The organism is Bartonella senegalensis OS02 (assembly GCF_000312545.1).
GTDB lineage: Bacteria > Pseudomonadota > Alphaproteobacteria > Rhizobiales > Rhizobiaceae > Bartonella > Bartonella senegalensis.
Window position 1 is genome coordinate 40,385 of the sequence record NZ_HE997540.1, and the last position, 20,662, is coordinate 61,046.

A 20,662-nucleotide genomic window follows, 5' to 3' on the forward strand; every position below is an offset into this window, starting at 1 on the left:
GATCCTGTAGGATAATTATCTGATATTAAAGTTTTTTTTCTAAAAGATCACTCTTCATTTGTTCAAAAGTAAAAAACATCAAACAAACGCTCAAGACAACCATCCTTTATCTCTTCCATTGCTTCATTTGTAACGGAAAGTCATATCAAAATTAAGATTAACTCTTTGACAAATAATCGCTTTTCGAAATTTTCCGTGAAATATTCGAAAAATCTTTAATCATGAAAACATTATTTTTTATCATACAACCCAAAAAACTAGACTTTGGCAAAAAACCTTCATTATCTAGTTAAATAATTGCGCTCCAGAAGATATCCTCACAAAGTGTCAATAAAGTTTCAAAAAATATCTGCCACTTCAAATCAATCTTGCCTATAGCGTACAATGCGATAAAATACATCTTTTCTCACTTTATGCCTTGCTATCAACAACACATATAAAGCCGCTTCCTCCCAATAAAAATAATCTTGTAAGATAGGAGCGTGATATTCTCTTTTTGATGAAAAAACCGTCTTAGACGTGCATAATTTCAGATTCTTTGACAGCTAAAATCTTATCAATATCGGCAATGGTTTCATCCGTGAGTTTTTGAACTTTTTCGGACAAACCATGTGCTTCATCTTGACCTATCTCGCCTTCTTTTTCTAACTTCTTCAAATTATCCATACCATCTCTGCGAACATGGCGAGTAGCAACACGGGCTTGCTCTGCATATTGATGGGCAATTTTTACCAGTTCTTTACGCCGTTCTTCATTCAATTCAGGTAGAGGAATACGCAAATTCATACCATCAGTAATAGGATTTAAACCAAGACCAGAATCACGGATAGCACGCTCCACAGCTCCTACCATCGCTTTATCCCAAACAAAGACTGAGAGCATTCGCGGTTCGGGAACAGAAATATTTGCAACCTGATTTATATGTACAACAGAACCATAAGCCTCCACCGTTAATGGCTCTAGTAAACTGGCTGAAGCTCGCCCAGTTCGCAATCCCCCTAATTCATGTTTAAAAGCCGAAATAGCACCGTGCATGCGACGTTTCAGGTCATCCATAATTGATGTAACATTCATATTTCTGTCTCCTTTAATTACGCCTTGAAGATTATCTTCATTCCGATACTATTGTAAACCGTCCTGTTCCATTCAAAACCCTAGCTAAACCACCTTTTTCATGAATGGAGTAAACAATGATCGGTACATTGTTCTCGCGCGCTAAAGTAACTGCGGTTGTATCCATAACGGATAACCCCAATTGCAAAATCTCGACATGTGTTAGCTGATCAAAACGCTTAGCCGTAGGATCTAACTTTGGATCTGCAGAATAAATACCATCTACTTGCGTTCCTTTCAGAAGAACATCTGCACCAATTTCTGCTGCACGTAAAGTAGCAGCAGAATCAGTCGTAAAGAACGGATTACCAGTACCGCCTGCAAAAATAACGACCTTTCCTTGATTCATATAACCTATCGCCTTACGCTGTGAGAAACTCTCACAAATTTGCGGCATGGCAATCGCAGATAAGACAACCGTCTCAACACCTAGTTTTGTCAATGATGTTCGCAACGCTAAGGAATTAATAGCCGTTGCCAGCATTCCCATATGATCACCTGTCACACGATCTCCACCATGCGAAGCAACAGCAACACCACGAAAAATATTACCTCCACCGATAACAATAGCGACCTCTACCCCCATCGCCCGCACTTCAGCAACATCAGCAGCAATACGGTCCGCAACGGAAACATCAATTCCAAAACTCTGCCCTCCCATAAGAGCTTCACCAGAAACCTTTAAAAGAATACGTTTATATTGAAGCGCTAATGTCATTGATAATCTCCCCAAAAGCATATTCACTTTTTGCTTTTGACACCACTAAGGGCACCACTTTACTCTGTGACGCCCTCTTAATAACTATACTCTTTCGCTCTCAGTGATTTTACAATCAATGTTATGATTTAAAATCTCTGGTCAATCATTAATAAATGGTTATCCTTTTGCAGCAGCTGCAACCTCTGCAGCAAAATCAGACTGCTCTTTTTCCACACCTTCACCCAGTGCAAAACGAATAAAACCTGTGATTTTTGCCGGTGCACCAATCGATTTTTCAGCATCCTTCAAAGCAGCATCAACAGTTATATCAGGATTCATCACAAAAGCCTGAGAAAGCAAAACAACCTCTTCGAAAAACTTACGCATACGCCCTTCAACCATTTTCTCAATAATATTTTCAGGCTTTCCAGATTGACGCGCTTGTTCTGAGAAGATCGCTTTTTCACGCTCAATGGCATCGGCATCAACATCTTGCGCTGTTAGCGCCAACGGATTGGTGGCTGCGATATGCATTGCAACTTGCCTACCAAAAGCTGCTGCCGCCTCCTTATTTCCTGTTGTTTCGACAGCAACCAAAACACCAAGTTTGCCAAGTCCCTCAGCTACACTATTGTGCATATAAGTGGCAACGACACCATCCTCAACAGAGAGTTTAGCAGAACGACGAAATGTCATATTTTCGCCAATGGTCCCAATTGCATCCTTAATTGTAGCCTCTACAGTCTTCTCAGAACCGGGATAAAAAGATGCACAAACAGCATCAACACTTCCCTCTGTTCCCAAAGCAGCTGTCGCCACATTGCGCACAATATCTTGGAATACATCGTTGCGGGCAACAAAATCTGTTTCAGAATTGATCTCAACTAAAACCGCGCTTAAATCTTGTGATACAACTCCAACCAATCCTTCAGCTGCCGTACGCCCAGCCTTTTTATCGGCTTTAGCTATCCCTTTTTTACGAAGCCAATCAACAGCAGCCTCCATATCACCGTTGGTCTCTGCCAGCGCCGCCTTACAATCCATCATACCAGCGCCTGATAATTCTCGAAGTTCTTTTACTTGTGCAGCAGTAATGCTCATATTTGCCTCTTTATTCTGTAACTGTAAAAGGCGTGCAAAAAGAAAATCCTGTGCACGCCTATAACTTTTTCTCTAGAAAACAAGCCCTAATAGGCGTTTTTAATATCACTCAGAAACCGGAACAGCATTTTCCAAAACAGGCTCCATAGGTGCATCAGCTTGAGCTCCCAAATCGATACCCATCGCACCTTGCTGACGAGCAATACCATCAAGAGCCGCACGAGCAAAAAGATCACAATAAAGAGAAATAGCTCGCGAAGCATCATCATTACCGGGAATCGGATGATCAACGTTATCAGGATCGCAGTTGGTATCAATAATAGCAATAACAGGGATACCTAAACGCTTCGCTTCTTGGATAGCAATATTTTCTTTATTGGTATCAATAACAAATATAAGATCTGGAACAGACCCCATATCCTTAATACCACCAAGTGCACGATTAAGCTTTTCACGATCACGTTCAAGATTTAAACGTTCTTTTTTGGTAAAACCTTGCGCTTCAGCAGCAAGGATTTTATCCAGCTTACGCAAACGATGTATCGAATTGGAAATTGTCTTCCAGTTTGTTAGCATACCCCCAAGCCAACGTGCATTAACATAATATTGCGCTGAACGATTCGCTGCATCGGCAATAATATCAGAAGCCTGTCGCTTGGTGCCAACAAAGAGAATACGACCACCACGGGCAACAGTATCTGAAACAAGTTTAAGTGCTTGGTGTAAAAGTGGAACAGTCTGAGCAAGATCAATAATATGAATATTATTACGCTGACCATAAATATAAGGAGTCATCTTCGGATTCCAGCGATGAGTCTGGTGACCAAAGTGTACACCTGCTTCTAAAAGCTGGTGCATAGTAAAATCTGGTAGTGCCATAAATTTATCCTTTCCGGTTTAACCTCCGCGGAAAAAGCAGGAAAACCTACTACCGGTGGACATTTACTAGACTTTATCTTGCAAATACCCAAGCTCCGCGTGTGGAATGAGATAAACATACTAATATTTGACTCTTTTTCAAGTTATTTTATACAATCATTTAGCATTCGCCATTTAACATTTGCATTGACATTTAATGTTTACATTGATCAAGGCTTTTCTCGCCGTTAAGAAATTCAAGACTATGCAATTTTGCGCGCACCGCAAAAGCCCCATAATCTATATAAAGATCGCGCGTTACACCATTCTCATGTAGGAGAAAGCTGGTACGATAAACAGGCAAGCCATCCTTCTTTTCTACATCATCAAAATAAGAAATCGTAACGGGCCAATAGCCCTCCTCATCCAATTTTCCCAACTTTTCTGTTTCATCATTAGAGAGTTGCGTTTTCTTTTCACCAATAATTATACTTTCTTTTATAACTTTGTCTGCTTTATCTGTTCCGTCAAATACAGTAGTATTGTAAAAGTGACGACCCGCTTTTGCATGCCGTATGATACTTTTGAGTTGCATAATGGGAAACTCAGCCATTGCAAGTTTATACTCTTTATCCTTTGGCTTTTTCAGTTTTATTATAATCCCGTCTTGAGTACGCTCAGCTAAACCTTCAGAATTATGTGCAATCTCTTGTCCAACCTGATCTTTAACGCTAAAATGAAAGGTCCGACTGTCCCCTGTTTCATAACTTGTCGTTTGTTGATCAGTTAAGCGCATTGGCATATCTTCCATATGGAGACGACTGATAAAACGAAAACGTGTCGTATACCCCTGACAGACTGAACCTGTGAGCTCATAAACCATTCGTCCAGTCATCCCCAAAATTGCCATATCATGAGAAGCGCTATCAAGCTGAAAATCGTAAATCGCTCGATGAGGAGCAATAAAAATAGACTCCTCAGCTCTCGCGGTACATAAAAAAGCAATATATAAAACTATTATAAATAATAATCTGCTCATTCCCAATTTCCAATTTTTTGCCATTGCATACCATCATCAACGAAGACAAAAAAGGTCACCCCCTTAATTAACCACAAATTTCCTTCCATCGAAAAATAGTTTATGCAACAAATGTATGATAAAATAGCTATGGAGTTTAAATTATGACCAATGCAATTGAAAACCATCTCAAAAATTTTGGAATAACTCTGCCTGAAGCCACACAACCTCTTGCTAATTATGTAACAGCTTCACAAAGCGGCCATCAACTCTTTATTTCTGGACAGTTGCCTCTTTTGGATGGAAAGCCAGTAGCAACTGGTAAAGTTGGTGCAACAGTTAATACGGAACAAGCAAAAAAATCAGCTCAAGTCTGTGCACTCAATATTCTCGCACAAATTAAAGCAACTCTGGGTGATTTAAAGAGAATAAAACGCGTAGTAAAAATTACTGTTTTTGTTGCTGTAGATCCTCATTTTACTGATATTCCTCTTGTAGCTAATGGAGCTTCTGATCTCTTCGTCAATATCCTTGGTGATGCTGGAAAACATGCCCGTTCCGCTGTTGGTGTTGCTTCTCTTCCTATGGATGTTCCAGTAGAAGTCGAAGCCATTATAGAAATCTAAACCTTCATCAAATGATAGAACATTATAAAAAGCAAAAACTGAATACAAAATCCCTCTTTCTTACCCCTGCCATCTTTTGCATTGTCCCGTATTGAATTAAAAGTGTAAAATCAAAATGCATAAAAGGAAATATTTGTATGGAACAAACTTATGATGATAACAATGTTTTTGCGAAATTGATTCGTAATGAAATCCCTTCCGTTCGTGTTTATGAAGATGATGATGTCATTGCATTCATGGACATTATGCCACAAGCACCAGGTCACACGCTGGTTATTCCTAGAAAAGGCTCTCGAAACTTACTGGATGCAGATACTGAAACATTGTTTCCAGTTATCAAAGCTGTCCAAAAAATCGCCAATGCTGTCAAAAAAGCTTTTCAAGCAGATGGCATAACAGTTATGCAATTTAATGAAGCTGCTAGCCAACAAAGTGTCTACCATCTCCATTTCCATATTATACCGCGTATGGAAGGAATAGAACTCACCCCCCATAATAATATTATAACGCCTACAGAAATACTTGAAGAGAACGCAAAAAAAATTCGAGCGGCCCTTTAAAAAGCACTCTTTAAGTTGCTGAACTTTTTCTTCCCAAACGTTTTTTGTTCAAACGTGGTGTTTTTCTGTTCTTTAAACCAACAAATTCGTCAGAAGATAAAATTTTTAACTGTAGCTTCTCTTTTCCTCCCTTTGGTTTGTGCGTTAATACGCGCACCATGCCGCCATTGCGCAATTTTCCAAATAAAATTTCGTCAGCAAGCGGTTTCTTAATATGCTCTTGTATAATACGAGCCAAGGGGCGCGCACCCATCTGAAAATCGTATCCTTTATTGGCAAGCCAGACCATTGCAGAAGGAGTTAATTCAAAACAAATTCCCTGATCAGCCAATTGTGCCTCAAGTTGAAAAATAAATTTTTGTATAATTTGATTAATGATTAACTGAGATAAAGGTGCAAATGGAATGATTGCATCTAACCTATTACGAAATTCTGGTGTAAATAAACGATTGATCGCTTCTATATCGTCACCATCGCGATGCACCTTACCGAATCCAATAGCCGATTTTGCCATATCTGAAGCACCAGCATTGGTTGTCATAATTAAAATGATATTGCGAAAATCAATTTTTTTGCCGTTATGGTCTGTTAACTTTCCGTAATCCATTACCTGCAATAAAATGTTAAACAACTCTGGATGGGCTTTTTCGATCTCATCCAACAATAAAATTGCATGGGGTTTCTGATCGACTGCATCTGTAAGAAGTCCTCCTTGATCAAAGCCTATGTACCCAGGAGGAGCTCCGATTAAGCGTGCCACCGTATGCCGTTCCATATATTCTGACATATCAAAACGCAATAATTCAATTCCTAACGACAATGCGAGCTGTTTTGCAACTTCGGTTTTTCCGACACCTGTTGGCCCTGAAAATAAATAACTTCCTATTGGTTTATCCACATCGCGCAATCCTGCTCGCGCCAATTTAATGGATGATACTAATGCTGAAATCGCTTGATCTTGTCCATAAACAACATGTTTGAGTTCCCTTTCAAGCTTTCTAAGGATTTTCTGGTCATCGCCAGAAACTGTTTTTGGCGGAATTCTGGCCATAGTAGCAACAGTTGCTTCAATTTCTTTGATACCTATGCTCTTTTTTCGTTGTTTTTTTGGCAAAAGCTTTTGCGGCAGCACCGCTTTCATCAATAACATCAATTGCTTTATCAGGTAATCTGCGATCAATCATATAACGTGAAGATAATTCTACGGATGCCTTCATCGCCTCATCCGTATATTTGATCTGATGAAAATCTTCAAAATAAGGCTTTAATCCCTGCAAAATCTTAATTGCGTCAGCAACAGAAGGTTCATTAACATCAATCTTCTGGAAACGACGTTCTAAAGCTCTGTCTTGTTCAAAAATTTTGCGATATTCTTTATAAGTCGTCGAACCAATACATCGAATAGTTCCGGAAGATAATGCAGGCTTTAAAAGATTGGCTGCATCCATATTCCCTCCTAATGTAGCCCCTGCTCCAATCAATGTATGAATTTCATCAATAAATAAAACAGCCTCTGAATATTGCTCAAATTCTTTAATAAGTTGCTTTAGTCGTTCTTCAAAATCACCACGATAGCGTGTGCCAGCAACAAGCCCTCCCATATCAAGGGAAAATATCGTTACGTTTGATAAAACTTCAGGCACTTGTCGATCAACAATGCGTTTTGCCAACCCCTCAATTATAGCGGTTTTTCCAACTCCAGGATCACCAACCAAAAGCGGATTGTTTTTTGATCTTCGACATAAAACCTGAATCATGCGTGAAATTTCCATTTCACGACCAATTAATAAATCAACTTTTCCATTGCGTGCTTTACAATTGAGATCAATACAATAAGCAGTCAGTGCACTTGTTACCTTTGCATTATTGTCCGATATCTGATGATCCAATTGCTCTTCAAGATCTTCAAGTAACATAGATAATCCATCATCACGCGTGATACCATGTGAAATAAAACGCACCACATCATAGCGTGTCATACCCATCTCTTGAAGAAAATATGCCGCATAACTTTCACGTTCAGAAAAAATTGCAACGAGAACATTTGCCCCCGATACTTCATCTTTCCCAGCTGACTGAGCATGAATCACTGCACGCTGAATAACACGCTGGAAAAATGTTGTCGGCTTCGTATCCTCATCATCTCTTATTTGTGCACCTAACTCTGATTGGATATAGTTGGTTAAGCGCTCTCGTAATTCCTCCACATCTACCTGACAAGCGCGAATGACTGAATTTGCATCAGCATCATCTAGAAGAGCAAGGAGAAGATGCTCTAATGTCGCATATTCATGGCGCGCTTGATGAGCAATTGTTAATGCGCGATGAAGAACTTCTTCAAGACTAGGCGTAAAAGATGGCATAAACCCTCACTTCCATTCCATCACATATTGTCACGGATGTTCATTTACGTACGCACTCCCTCACTTGTACTACTACTTTCATTTCAGCTACTTCATAAATTATAATTTTCGCCTTCACCTATTCCATTTTTATGAACATTGAACATAATACGCGTTGCTTTTTCGAAGTCTATTTTAAAAAAGTTATTTAAAATAAAAACAATAAACTCCATAGCTGTATAATTATCCTTTAGTAAGAACACACAATATAGCTTAGGCTTTTAAAGTTTTGATCTCATTTTAGGCTATTACAACAGTATCATGTCTCTATTCATCCCTATTCTTGCCCTTTTCATAGTGCATAATATGGAGTATGGAATTTTTTATTAGCTTTTTTACCATCATCCTTTCTCTTGCAGCAGCCCCTTTATTACTCTTAAATTCTTTCATAACTATTGCAACAACTGTTTATGTAAAGAACGAAAAAAGCTTTCTTTTATGATAAGATTACGTCAAATATGAAAACTCCCAAAATAGTTTCTGTAAACAAATTAGTAATACCATTCGTCTAAATTGTATCAACAAGCTGCTGTGCAAAAAAGTTTTACAGATTTTTTCAGGGTAAATGGAAAAATAGGATACTAAAAGTGTATATTAACCGCCAAAAAGTTATGTGTTGTTATAAAAAAATAGCAATTGCTTTTATTGTTTTAGCTCTTTCTTACTCTCAGGCATTCGCTACTCCTCAAGAAGCCTATCCTGATAAGTATGCTGCTATTGTTATAGATGCCAATACAGGAAAAACCCTATTTCAAGCCAATTCAACGCTAAAACGTTATCCTGCTTCTTTGACAAAAATGATGACGCTTTATATGCTTTTTGAGGCTATGCATATGCGTCGTGTAACACCCAATACACCAATCCCTGTCTCACGTGATGCAGCAGCACGACCACCAACAAAACTTGGACTTAAAGAAGGTCAAACAATTTCGGCACAAGAAGCCGCTAAAGCACTCATTACACGATCAGCAAATGATGTTGCTACTGCAATTGCCGAATATCTTGGTGGCAATGAAAAAAAATTTGCACGAATAATGACAGCGAAAGCCCGCAAACTTGGCATGATAAATACTCATTTCGCAAATGCTTCAGGACTTCCGGATGTACGCAATTATTCTACAGCACAGGATATGGCCACTTTGTCATTGGCTCTACGCAAACATTTTCCACAACAGTATAAATTGTTCAAAACAAAAAGTTTTATTTTCCGTGGACACACCGTGAACAGTCACAATAAATTAGTCCAAACAATGAAAGGCGTCGATGGAATTAAAACTGGATACACACAAATGTCAGGTTCTAATCTAGCAACCTCTATGCGTACTGAAGGGCGCTCTATCGTTGCTGTTGTTATGGGAGGTAAATCCTCTAACGCACGTGATAAGCACATGGCCAGCTTATTGAGCCAATATTTACCCAAAGCAAGCCGTATGAAAAATGGTGAACATTTAATAGCTTCTGCACACTATAAATTACCCACTGGCGCTAACACTCCTATACCACTTGTTAAAGCTGCTTCCACCGATTCCGATGATGAAATTTCTACTCTTTTGACAGCATTTGCAGAACAACCTACGAACTCCAATATAGCAATAGCCGCTGTTAACCAAGCGATTATACCAATTCCTAATCCTCAGAAAACTACACCTGTTAGAACCGAGAAAATTGTTACCGCCTCTTTGTCGACCAAAGCCGGATGGGCAGTCCAAATCGGTTCTCTTCCCAGTAAAGAACAAGCAGAAACTCTGCTTTTAAAAGCAAAAAATACAGCCTATAGCGCTTTAAAGAATGCATCTTCACACATGCAACTTTTTGAAAAAAATGAACGTCGTTATTATCGTGCACGGTTTATAGGATTTCAATCAAAAAAGGCTGCATTTAATGCTTGTTCTCTATTAAAGAAAGCAAATTTTAACTGCTATACTGTAGCTTATTAAAAGTTTTTGAATTCTGCGTTAAGGATAGTACCATGACACATAATGCTCTTGCTTCATCTACCGAAAAAGAAAAATTATTGAAGCAATCATTTCTTCTCTCGTTGCGTTCTCTTCAGAATGCTGCAGCAAAACTTGCTGGCTTAAAGCACACTCCTGCTCCCCTCAACACGCAGTCTCTTGTAAGTCTTCTCATTTGTCAAACAATGCGCAATCGTCGTCTTACCATGCCTCCTGTACGCATTCATTTACGCGTTGCAAGCCAAACAAATAACGTGCCTATTAAAATCCGTCTTGGTGCAACAAATGTCTAATTTTATAAATTTTCCATAAGGATTATTTTGTTAATAAGAATTTTCCTACATAATCGTCTAAAATCTCTAAAAACCACAAACGTATTTCTTGCTTAAATTTATAAGAGTTGCCCTGCAAATTTCTATCAAACTCTCTCAAGAGGTATCTGCAGCTTTTCAATAAAACCATCTTTTTAAAATACGTCAAAACACTGCATGTTAGGATTTAATATCAAACGATAAGCATTGGGGATCTTTTCATCAAAAAACACGCCTCCATTAGATACAAATCTCTCTCATTTAGAAAGCAGTTTTGTAATAACTCAATAAAGAAAAGGCTCTTTAATAAAGTTCAAATTTATTCCAACAATATAACTGTTGTGCAAAATTCCTTAAGCTATTTCCTAAACTGATATTTTTTTCAAAATACAAAATAATTTTAAGGTATAATGACTCTTTATGAGCATATCATTCTTTATAGTCCCTTTCCTTGTTTGTCGCCACCGTCTCAAGAATGGTATAATATAATCGCTACCGAAATCCTTACATTTTCGCGCTTATACACCTAGAGCTTTGCACCATCATTATATTTTACAGCATTTACGTATCATCACAACTCTCGCACTCAAACAATTTTTGCATGCCATATGCCTGTCCGCATTTCGCATTATGATTGAATAAATTCTGTTGAATACGAGTGACAGTGTATAAAATAAAAATAAGTTTGATATTAAATATTTTGATATGATGTGAAGATAATAATTTGCAATAAGGTACCAATTGGCTATCTCTTACTCAAGACATCTTTATCAAGCTAATTCATCGTTTAAAACTTGAATGAGAGGCACGAATATATAAAAGTAAATCAGTAAAAACCGCTTGTTCGCACATCAAAAAGAGAATAGTTCTACGGATAAAGTCATTTAAAAAAGAGTTCAATATGCCTCTTTATGAACTGTCTTAATACAAAAGCTATTTCCAATGTTGGAAGCTAACAAAAACAGCAGTGTTGTCTATTTTAACTCCATAGACAACCAATAAGTCGTAAAAAATTTACCCGATTAAATATCGTTGTCATACTTTAACAGGATATTGCATTAACTGCGAGTCCAGCTTTACTCGTTTCTTTATAGCGTTCACTCATATCATGCCCGGTCTGGCGCATTGTCTCTATACAAGCATCAAGAGAAACAAAATGCTTCCCATTACCATGCAACGCAAGAGAAGAAGCTGTTACCGCCTTTACAGCCCCCATCGCATTGCGCTCAATGCAAGGAATCTGCACAAGACCTGCAACTGGATCACAGGTCATTCCCAGATGATGTTCAAGTGCAATCTCTGCTGCGTTTTCAATTTGAGCTGGTGTACCACCTAACGCGGCTGTCAATCCAGCAGCTGCCATTGAAGATGCCGTTCCCACCTCACCTTGACACCCAACTTCTGCACCAGAAATAGAGGCTTTATGTTTGATGACACCACCAATAGCTGCTGCCGTTAACAAAAAATTATGTATTCCCTCTCGATCGGAATCATCATGAAACTGAAGATAATAACGCAAAACTGCAGGCAAAACACCAGCTGCCCCATTTGTTGGTGCTGTAACAACACGACCACCGGCGGCGTTTTCCTCATTCACTGCTATAGCATATACTGAAAGCCAATCATTCGCCCAAAGTGGATAATTGCGATTTCTCTTTTGGTTTTTCAAAAGTGTTTCGTATAGCTTTTTAGCACGCCTTGGAACATGCAATCCACCTGGTAACTCACCTTCTTGTGAAAGACCTCTCTCAATGCATTTTGTTATAGCTGAAAAAATTTCATCAAGACCTGCATCAAGTGCAGAACGTTCCATCTTTGTTTCTTCATTTAAACGCTTCATTTTAGCAATTGACAGTCCTGATTTTTCTGCCATTGACAACATTTCACGTGCACTATCAAAGGGATATGGTACTTCAGAGGTTTCTGATTGTATATTACCATTCACAGAGCTTAATTCCTCCTCAGTCACCACAAAACCACCGCCGATAGAATAATAAATCTTGCGTAAAAGAACATTCCCATCAACATCAAGCCCTTCAAATGCAAGTCCATTAGTATGCCCAGGTAAAACTTCCTTTCGTTCAAAAATAAGATCACGTTGCAAATCAAACCGATAAGCAGGATGGCCATCTGGTTGCACTTTTTTTTCACGTGTAACCTTTTCTAACAACATATCCATGTTATCAGGATTAACAGTTGCGGCTTCTTCTCCTAAAAGTCCTAATATAACAGCTCTATCTGTAGCATGACCAATTCCCGTAAAAGCTAATGAACCATAAAGAGAGACACGTATATGAGAAACCTCAGTATGAGGTAACCTTAGAAAAGGGCGTCTCATAATCTCTTGCAAAAACATATTAGCAGCAGTCATTGGCCCCATTGTATGGGAACTAGATGGACCAATACCAATTTTAAAAAGTTCAAAAACAGATAAAAACACCACTCGCCTCAAAATCAAATATGAATTTTGGGTGTTCGCTTTTTTATCACTTTTATCCCATTTAAAATTAAATAGCGAGATAAGCTAAAAAAATAACAGCAATAAAAACGAATGTTGCTCGTCTTGCTACTATCCAACACTTTCTTTCTATAGCGCTTTCCATAGCCAACCTTCAAAAAACTGACAATGACCCCCGACACCCCGAACAATCATTCTCTTGATGCCTTAAACGTAGTAAAATAAGTGTTAAGATGCAATATTAAAATGAAAGAAAAAGGAGAATTCCCCACCGAAATATTTTTCATATGGACTTCAATGTCTTTAAACTTTTTTATACTCAATTATATGATAACATATCTACCGATCTGGTTCAATAAAACGTACAAAATTATCGATTGGTTCGCGTTCAGTCTCAAAATTGTTTTCTGGTGCCTTCACATCGCGATAACCAAGTGCCATACCACAGATAATATGCCGATCAGAAGGTACAGATAAAAGTGTATGAATTTGTTTATGATAATCGGCAAAAGCAGCTTGGGCACACGTATCTAAACCAAACCCACGTGCTGCTAACATAAGAGTCTGCATAAACATGCCTAAATCAAGCCAACTTCCCATTTCCATGTCATGATCTATTGTGAACAATAATCCTACAGGTGCACCAAAAAATAAAAAATTTTTTGCCTTCTGATAAAGCATTTTTTCTTGATCACCCTTTTGAATTCCAAGGCTCTTATAAAGATCTAAACCAACTTTTCGACGCCTTGAAAGATAAGGTTCACGCCACTGACGTGGATAATAATGGTATTCACGCTCTCCTTTTACTCCTGAAAGGACAAGTTGTGAAAGTTCTTGGCCTACTTTCTGTAATATTTTTCCTGTCAAAACAATCACTTGCCAAGGTTGGAGATTTGTTCCAGATGGCGCACGTGCTGCAAGTTTTAAAATTTCTCTAATCGTTTCCTGTCTAACAGGCTGGTCAGTAAAAGCCCGTATTGACTTTCGCGACAAAATAGATTGAAAAATATCAATAGGAGCATCCGCCATTGTTTTTACTTTCTTTTTGAAAAATAAATTTGAATATTATTGTTTTCTCATTTAACATCAATGCATTGTAAAAAACCTTGCAGCTCTTTTATTCAGACGACTCCTCACAAATAACTGATACATTTCACACTCTGTTCATGCTTATCATAAGAGAATAATAAAGCCTCTCTCTTTTAAGAGAAAGGCAATCCTCAAAAATGAGTAAATGAAATACATTTTAAAATCAACGATTAATCCCCAATTCAGCTAAACTTTCAAAAAAAGTTTCCTCAATGCGTTCTAAATCATGCAAAAGATCATCAATATCGCGCCGCATCTGTTGCAAATTAGCGCGTTTTTATTAATCCCTGCAATTAATTCCTTAAGCTTTTTCTCATCATTCGGTGGGTTTCCGACTACGCTTAACATATCCGATATTTCCGACAAAGAAAATTTAACTCTTTTAGCACGCAGTATTTATTTTAATTTATGATGATCTGTTTGCGTATAAAACCGTGCAGCTCCACGCAGAAAGGACACAAGAAGCTCTTTTTTTTCATAATAACTTAGCGTCCGAGCCGTTATTGAAAATTCTCGTGTCAATTCACCAATTAAATAATATCCGTACATTCTATCATTCTGTTTTCACAAACCACACTGTTCACATAAATATATCTGTTTTTTATAAAATTTTATTTAGCGTTTTATCCTCTACTTTCTCACATTTTTAAATAGAGGAAAGATAAAGCTTTCTAACTACGCAAGCATGGTAGATGAAGAAAATCAATTATTTTAATAAGATTTTCTGAGTGTTCATTATAATGTCTTTTCAACCTTTATAGAAGATATTCAAAATCAACACTCACCTTGTTTTTAGACAATCTCCCTTTTTTTCTTAACACATGGCAGCTTATCATATTAACTTATGCATTTTTAGACTTTAGAATCTATTGAAAATAGAACTTTTTAGCTGTTTGCTATAATGAGGAACTTTATAAATGAAGCCACAAAAAAGATTCTTCTCTCAGCAAGCATCATGACAAATTATTAGATTTATCAAAGAATGAATATTACAAAGCTTTGCTCTCTAAAATGTGACATTGCCATTGCCAAAACCATGCCCTCCTCATCTTGGTAAACAAATTACCCAATCTGGTAAAATCGTATTGTATGTGCGTACTGTTCATGGAAAACGCATTAGAATACGTGGAACCTATGGAACACAAGAGTTTGTTGATAATTACAAAACTACACTTGCCGAATTACAAGGCATCATACCTCCTAAACTCAAACCCGGTAAACTAATTTAAGATTTATTTTACATGGCTGTTTAAACAGTCTTTTAACAACGTTAATTGATATAGCCTTGCTTAAAGGTACAAAAAGACAAAGAGAACTCATTCTGGTGAAAATTGCTGATACCATAGGCAATATTCCATACAAAGAAATAAAAAAAGTCACATATTACAGCAGAGAAAAGAAACACCAGCAATGGCTGATAGTTTTCTGAAAATCCTTAATGGACTTTTTAAGAAGATGTTGAGAAATATTATCAACTATAGACTTTAGGAACCCATGAACATGTTTGGATTAATGTTCTTCTGTGTACGGGCTTGCGTCGTGGTAATGCTGTTCGCATTGTCTGGAAGGACGTTAACGATAATATCATTCATCTCAAGACTGAGAAAAGTAAATTCCAAACAGATGTTTTTCTCCCCATTCTACCGGAATTAGCCAAAACACTTGAAACTGGTCCTATCGGAGATGAAACGTTCATTGCACGGCTTAACGAAAATTAGTAGCAACCCGTGCTGCCAATTCAGGAGAAATGATAACACAACTTAAAGCACTTTTGGGCTGGACAGATGATAGTATGGCATCTCTTTATATAAAAAGCGCAGATCGTAAAAAACTTGCCTTGGAATCGATAAAAAGCTCCCAAAAATGAGGAATAGAGGCAAAAAAACACAATAGAATCAATAACTAAATAACTCCCTCAATTAGTTAATAGATTGATTTTATTATAAAATAAAGCGCGTCATAAGGAAAATGCCATGAGCACAATAAGCTTCCAAAGTGCTTGAAATAACTCTCACCTTATCGTTTTTATTGTCATATATTTGTCAGAGAAAAACTGTTTTTGCATTTTAAGACTAAAAAACGCCCAAATTCTCTATTTGGACGTTTTTATATCACTACTTTATATAAGTACTGGCACTCATTTAACTTTATTCAGCAATTGCACCAGTTGTCATGTTCGTTAACATCGCTTTCGCCATTTCGTTATTACCAGATTTGCGCTGTTCATCAATAATCAGATCATCACGAACTGAAGCAATACGACGGATTTGAGCAATCGTCCCTCCTGTACCTGCAGGAATAAGACGGCCGACAATAACATTCTCCTTAAGACCTTGCAAAGTATCAATCTTTCCAGAAACCGCTGCTTCTGTAAGTACTCGAGTTGTTTCCTGAAATGATGCCGCAGAAATAAAGGAGGGTGTTTGAAGAGACGCTTTGGTAATCCCAAGCAGTATAGGATTACCAGAGGCTGGTCTCTTTCCTTCTGCAAGCAAATTATCATTGATCTCATCTAATTCAATACGATCAACATGATCCCCTGGAATATAACCAGAATCCCCTGATTCAGTAATTTCAACTTTTTGCAACATCTGACGAACAATCACCTCTATGTGCTTATCATTAATTAAAACACCCTGCAAACGATAAACTTCTTGAATTTCATTAACTAGATAAGATGCCAAAGCCTCAACACCCTTAATCGCCAAGATATCATGAGGGGCTGGATTGCCATCGAGGATATAATCCCCTTTTTCGATTTGGTCACCTTCTTGGAAATGAAATAACTTACCCTTTGGAATCAAATATTCTACTGGCTCAAGAGTTTCATCATTGGGCTCAATAATAATACGACGCTTATTTTTATAACCACGACCAAATCGGATTGTACCACTGACTTCAGCAATGATGGCGTGATCCTTTGGACGCCGCGCTTCAAAAAGCTCAGCCACACGGGGAAGTCCCCCTGTAATATCTTTTGTTTTGGCACTTTCCATTGGCAAGCGCGCAATAACATCACCCGCCTTAACATGAGAACCAGGCTCAACAGAAAGAATAGTCTCCACTGACATCATATAACGGGCTTCAGCTCCCTTATATTTGGCAATGGTTTCGCCTTTTTTATCTGCATGAATGATAATGGCAGGTTTTAGATCAGCGCCCTTTGGATTAGCACGCCAATCAATCACTAAGCGCTTCGTAATCCCTGTTGATTCATCAGCGGTTTCAGTAACTGATAAACCATCAATCATGTCTTCAAAACCTACATACCCCTCAACTTCAGTGAGAATTGGACGTGTATAAGGGTCCCATTCTGCAATACGCTGGCCACATTTCACAACATCACCATCATCAACAAAAATATGCGCACCATAGCTAATACGATGGACAACACGCTCTTTTCCAGATGCATCCTTGATAAGGATAGCCATATTACGTCCCATAACCACCAAATGGCCTTCAGAATTGCGAACCACATTGCGATTACGAATCTCTACCGTACCTTCATAAGAAGCTTCTAAATGAGATGAATCAACAACTTGCGCTGTTCCTCCTAAGTGGAAAGTACGCATAGTAAGCTGAGTTCCAGGTTCTCCAATCGACTGAGCAGCAATAACACCAACTGCCTCACCCTGATTAACTGGTGTCCCGCGCGCCAAATCACGACCATAGCATTTGGCACAAACACCAAGGCGCGTTTCACATGTCAAAGCAGAGCGGATTTGAACAGATTGAATTCCGGCTTCTTCAATCCTAGCAACATCAGCCTCTTCAATCATCGCACCACCTTCAAGAATAACTTCTCCAGAAACTGGATGCAGAATATCAACAAGCGCTGTGCGACCAAGAATTCTTTGCCCAAGAGAGGCAACAATTTGTCCAGCATCAACAATTGGCTGCATAGTCAGGCCTTTTGCAGTACCACAATCAACTGCCGAAATAATAGCATCTTGAGCAACATCAACAAGACGCCGTGTGAGATAACCAGAGTTAGCAGTTTTTAATGCAGTATCAGCAAGTCCTTTACGTGCACCGTGAGTAGAGTTAAAGTACTCATTAACAGTAAGACCTTCCTTAAAGTTTGAAATGATCGGTGTTTCAATAATTTCACCGGAGGGTTTTGCCATTAACCCACGCATACCAGCCAACTGTTTCATCTGGTTAGCAGAACCACGCGCACCAGAATGCGACATCATATAGATTGAATTCATGGGCCGCTGACGACCTGTTTTAGGATCAAATTCGACAGCTTGAATGCGTTTCATCATTTCATCGGCAACACGATCGGTACATTTCCCCCAAGCATCTACAACTTTGTTATATTTTTCACCTTGTGTAATCAAACCATCATTATATTGTTGTTCATACTCCTTAGCCAAAGCTTCCGTTTCTGCAACCAAACGCAACTTGCTATCAGGAATAACCATATCGTCCTTACCAAACGATATCCCCGCACGACAAGCATGAGAAAAACCAAGCTGCATAATACGGTCACAAAAAATAACCGTCTCTTTTTGTCCACAGTGTCGATAAACCTGATCAATCATTTTAGAAATGTTCTTTTTAGTCATTTCTTGATTAACAATATCAAAGGAAATATTCGAGTTTTTCGGTAAAAGCTCTCCAATAATCAAACGACCAGGTGTTGTATCATAAAGTTTAGCAACTTCTTTTCCATCACTACCGATATTTTTAACGCGGCCTTTGATCTTCGTGTGAAGAGTTACAACCTTATTTTCCAAGGCGTGATGAAGCTCACCTATATCGGAAAAAGCCATTCCCTCACCCGGTTCTTTTTCAGAGACAATCGAAAGATAGTAAAGACCAAGAACCATATCCTGTGATGGAACAATAATTGGAGCACCATTGGCTGGATGAAGAATATTATTGGTCGACATCATCAAAACACGCGCTTCAAGCTGTGCTTCAAGAGAAAGCGGAACATGAACCGCCATCTGATCTCCATCAAAATCCGCATTAAAAGCAGTACACACCAATGGATGAAGTTGTATAGCTTTCCCTTCAATCAAAACAGGCTCAAAAGCTTGAATCCCCAAACGGTGCAATGTCGGTGCACGATTAAGCAAAACAGGATGTTCACGAATAACCTCATCCAAGATATCCCAAACTTCTGGATGCTCTTTTTCAACAAGCTTCTTTGCCTGTTTTACAGTTGATGAATACCCCTTTGCATCAAGCCGTGCATAAATAAATGGCTTAAATAATTCGAGAGCCATTTTCTTGGGAAGACCACATTGATGCAATTTTAATTCAGGACCTGTCACAATAACAGAACGCCCCGAGTAATCAACACGCTTCCCAAGTAAGTTTTGACGGAAACGTCCTTGCTTCCCTTTTAGCATATCTGAAAGAGATTTTAGAGGACGCTTATTGGCTCCAGTAATTACACGCCCACGCCGACCATTATCAAACAACGCATCAACAGCTTCCTGCACCATACGCTTTTCATTGCGCACAATAATTCCTGGAGCCCGCAACTCAATCAGCCGTTTCAATCGATTATTACGATTTATAACCCGCCGATAAAGATCATTCAAATCGGACGTAGCAAAACGACCACCATCAAGTGGAACCAAGGGACGTAAATCCGGTGGAATAACCGGAATGGTTTTCATAATCATCCATTCTGGTCTATTGCCAGATTCAAGGAAATTCTCAACAATCTTAAGCCGCTTAATGAGCTTTTTCTGTTTTAACTCCGAAGTTGTCTCGGACAATTCGGCACGCAAATCATTGGCAATTTTCTCTAACTCCATGCTGGCTAAAAGTTCGTAAATAGCCTCTGCACCAATCATGGCTGTAAATTGATCTTCCCCGAACTCATCAATAGCAAGCATATATTCTTCTTCAGAAAGAAGTTGATGGAGCTTAAGGGACGTCAATCCTGGTTCTGTTACAATATAATTCTCAAAATAGAGAACCCGCTCGATATCTTTCAAAGTCAAATCTAAAAGTGTCGAAATGCGACCTGGTAATGATTTAAGGAACCAAATATGCGCAACAGGTGCTGCAAGGTCAATGTGCCCCATACGCTCACGACGTACACGTGAAAGAGTAACCTCTACACCACACTTTTCACAGATAATGCCCTTATATTTCATGCGTTTATATTTACCGCATAGACATTCGTAGTCTTTAATGGGACCAAATATACGCGCACAGAAAAGACCATCACGCTCTGGCTTAAAAGTCCTATAATTAATAGTCTCAGGCTTCTTGATCTCACCATACGACCAAGACAAAATCTTCTCAGGACTCGCAATTGAAATACGAATAGAGTCAAATGTCTGCGCCGGTGACTGAGGATTGAAAAGATTCATGACCTCGTGGTTCATGCTGTTCTCCTTCAAAGATTCTTAGAACCTGTTATAATATCTCATTAATTTTATTACAGACTTTATTTAAAACCTGTTTTTATTTTAAACTGTCTACACTCGCTTAATAGAAATT

The 20,662-nt window shown here is 38.5% G+C and carries 15 protein-coding genes and 2 pseudogenes; 6 read left to right on the top strand and 11 right to left on the bottom strand.

The annotated features are described in order from the left end of the window. Positions 1-513 precede the first annotated feature (513 nt). The 5 genes from frr to BN200_RS00175 all read right to left on the bottom strand — a co-directional run bounded on the left by frr (position 514) and on the right by BN200_RS00175 (position 4,811). A complete protein-coding gene (gene frr / locus BN200_RS00155; protein WP_019220380.1) occupies positions 514-1,074 on the bottom strand; it encodes a ribosome recycling factor in 561 nt (186 codons plus the stop codon). 37 nt (positions 1,075-1,111) lie between these two features. Next, positions 1,112-1,831: a UMP kinase gene (pyrH, locus tag BN200_RS00160; protein ID WP_019220381.1), complete on the bottom strand. Its 720-nt coding sequence runs from the start codon at positions 1,829-1,831 to the stop codon at positions 1,112-1,114. 159 nt (positions 1,832-1,990) lie between these two features. Further along, positions 1,991-2,914, bottom strand: a complete 924-nt coding sequence (tsf, locus tag BN200_RS00165) for a translation elongation factor Ts (RefSeq protein ID WP_019220382.1) — start codon at positions 2,912-2,914, stop codon at positions 1,991-1,993. Between the two features lie 105 nt (positions 2,915-3,019). Beyond that, a complete protein-coding gene (rpsB, locus tag BN200_RS00170) occupies positions 3,020-3,793 on the bottom strand; it encodes a 30S ribosomal protein S2 (RefSeq protein ID WP_019220383.1) in 774 nt (257 codons plus the stop codon). A gap of 193 nt (positions 3,794-3,986) precedes the next feature. Next, positions 3,987-4,811: a cell envelope integrity EipB family protein gene (locus tag BN200_RS00175; protein ID WP_034988797.1), complete on the bottom strand. Its 825-nt coding sequence runs from the start codon at positions 4,809-4,811 to the stop codon at positions 3,987-3,989. A gap of 143 nt (positions 4,812-4,954) precedes the next feature. Between BN200_RS00175 and BN200_RS00180 the strand changes: the two genes are divergently transcribed. Both BN200_RS00180 and BN200_RS00185 read left to right on the top strand, forming a co-directional pair. Further along, positions 4,955-5,416: a RidA family protein gene (locus BN200_RS00180; RefSeq protein ID WP_019220385.1), complete on the top strand. Its 462-nt coding sequence runs from the start codon at positions 4,955-4,957 to the stop codon at positions 5,414-5,416. Between the two features lie 137 nt (positions 5,417-5,553). Continuing rightward, positions 5,554-5,976, top strand: coding sequence for an HIT family protein (locus BN200_RS00185; protein WP_019220386.1), 423 nt, complete (start codon positions 5,554-5,556; stop codon positions 5,974-5,976). A gap of 10 nt (positions 5,977-5,986) precedes the next feature. Here BN200_RS00185 and clpA read toward each other — a convergent pair. Next, positions 5,987-8,339, bottom strand: a pseudogene (gene clpA / locus BN200_RS00190) (ATP-dependent Clp protease ATP-binding subunit ClpA). A 30-nt stretch (positions 8,340-8,369) separates the two neighbouring features. Further along, positions 8,370-8,720 (bottom strand): annotated as a pseudogene (locus BN200_RS00195) (ATP-dependent Clp protease adaptor ClpS). A gap of 245 nt (positions 8,721-8,965) precedes the next feature. Here BN200_RS00195 and BN200_RS00200 point away from each other — a divergent pair. Continuing rightward, positions 8,966-10,315 carry a D-alanyl-D-alanine carboxypeptidase gene (locus tag BN200_RS00200; RefSeq protein ID WP_019220389.1) on the top strand — a complete coding sequence of 450 codons (1,350 nt, stop codon included), beginning with the start codon at positions 8,966-8,968 and terminating at the stop codon, positions 10,313-10,315. Between the two features lie 32 nt (positions 10,316-10,347). Continuing rightward, complete coding sequence (locus BN200_RS00205) at positions 10,348-10,626, top strand: hypothetical protein (RefSeq protein WP_019220390.1); 279 nt, start codon at positions 10,348-10,350, stop codon at positions 10,624-10,626. Between the two features lie 1,060 nt (positions 10,627-11,686). On the opposite strand, the gene BN200_RS00210 is transcribed toward BN200_RS00205, so the two are convergent. From BN200_RS00210 to BN200_RS09500, 3 genes are all read right to left on the bottom strand, one after another. After that, the gene (locus tag BN200_RS00210; protein ID WP_034988799.1) at positions 11,687-13,084 is read right to left on the bottom strand and encodes an L-serine ammonia-lyase; all 1,398 of its coding nucleotides are present in this window, start codon (positions 13,082-13,084) and stop codon (positions 11,687-11,689) included. Between the two features lie 357 nt (positions 13,085-13,441). Then, positions 13,442-14,131, bottom strand: a complete 690-nt coding sequence (locus tag BN200_RS00215; RefSeq protein WP_019220392.1) for a nitroreductase — start codon at positions 14,129-14,131, stop codon at positions 13,442-13,444. A 456-nt stretch (positions 14,132-14,587) separates the two neighbouring features. Continuing rightward, the gene (locus BN200_RS09500; protein WP_244426841.1) at positions 14,588-14,740 is read right to left on the bottom strand and encodes a MerR family transcriptional regulator; all 153 of its coding nucleotides are present in this window, start codon (positions 14,738-14,740) and stop codon (positions 14,588-14,590) included. Between the two features lie 476 nt (positions 14,741-15,216). Here BN200_RS09500 and BN200_RS00225 point away from each other — a divergent pair, with 476 nt between their 5' ends. Next, positions 15,217-15,420, top strand: coding sequence for a hypothetical protein (locus tag BN200_RS00225; protein WP_244426843.1), 204 nt, complete (start codon positions 15,217-15,219; stop codon positions 15,418-15,420). 303 nt (positions 15,421-15,723) lie between these two features. Beyond that, entirely contained in the window at positions 15,724-15,909 is a 186-nt protein-coding gene (locus BN200_RS09505; RefSeq protein WP_019220394.1) for a hypothetical protein, read from the top strand. Between the two features lie 429 nt (positions 15,910-16,338). Here BN200_RS09505 and rpoC read toward each other — a convergent pair whose 3' ends face one another. Then, entirely contained in the window at positions 16,339-20,547 is a 4,209-nt protein-coding gene (rpoC, locus tag BN200_RS00235) for a DNA-directed RNA polymerase subunit beta' (protein ID WP_019220396.1), read from the bottom strand. Positions 20,548-20,662 lie beyond the last annotated feature (115 nt).

What these genes read in the sequence shown, in the direction of transcription:
- frr (WP_019220380.1), bottom strand. Translation starts at nt 1,074, where the DNA reads ATGAATGTTACATCAATTATGGATGACCTGAAACGTCGCATGCACGGT.
- pyrH (WP_019220381.1), bottom strand. Translation starts at nt 1,831, where the DNA reads ATGACATTAGCGCTTCAATATAAACGTATTCTTTTAAAGGTTTCTGGT.
- tsf (WP_019220382.1), bottom strand. Translation starts at nt 2,914, where the DNA reads ATGAGCATTACTGCTGCACAAGTAAAAGAACTTCGAGAATTATCAGGC.
- rpsB (WP_019220383.1), bottom strand. Translation starts at nt 3,793, where the DNA reads ATGGCACTACCAGATTTTACTATGCACCAGCTTTTAGAAGCAGGTGTA.
- BN200_RS00175 (WP_034988797.1), bottom strand. Translation starts at nt 4,811, where the DNA reads ATGAGCAGATTATTATTTATAATAGTTTTATATATTGCTTTTTTATGT.
- BN200_RS00180 (WP_019220385.1), top strand. Translation starts at nt 4,955, where the DNA reads ATGACCAATGCAATTGAAAACCATCTCAAAAATTTTGGAATAACTCTG.
- BN200_RS00185 (WP_019220386.1), top strand. Translation starts at nt 5,554, where the DNA reads ATGGAACAAACTTATGATGATAACAATGTTTTTGCGAAATTGATTCGT.
- BN200_RS00205 (WP_019220390.1), top strand. Translation starts at nt 10,348, where the DNA reads ATGACACATAATGCTCTTGCTTCATCTACCGAAAAAGAAAAATTATTG.
- BN200_RS00215 (WP_019220392.1), bottom strand. Translation starts at nt 14,131, where the DNA reads ATGGCGGATGCTCCTATTGATATTTTTCAATCTATTTTGTCGCGAAAG.
- BN200_RS09500 (WP_244426841.1), bottom strand. Translation starts at nt 14,740, where the DNA reads ATGTACGGATATTATTTAATTGGTGAATTGACACGAGAATTTTCAATA.
- rpoC (WP_019220396.1), bottom strand. Translation starts at nt 20,547, where the DNA reads ATGAACCACGAGGTCATGAATCTTTTCAATCCTCAGTCACCGGCGCAG.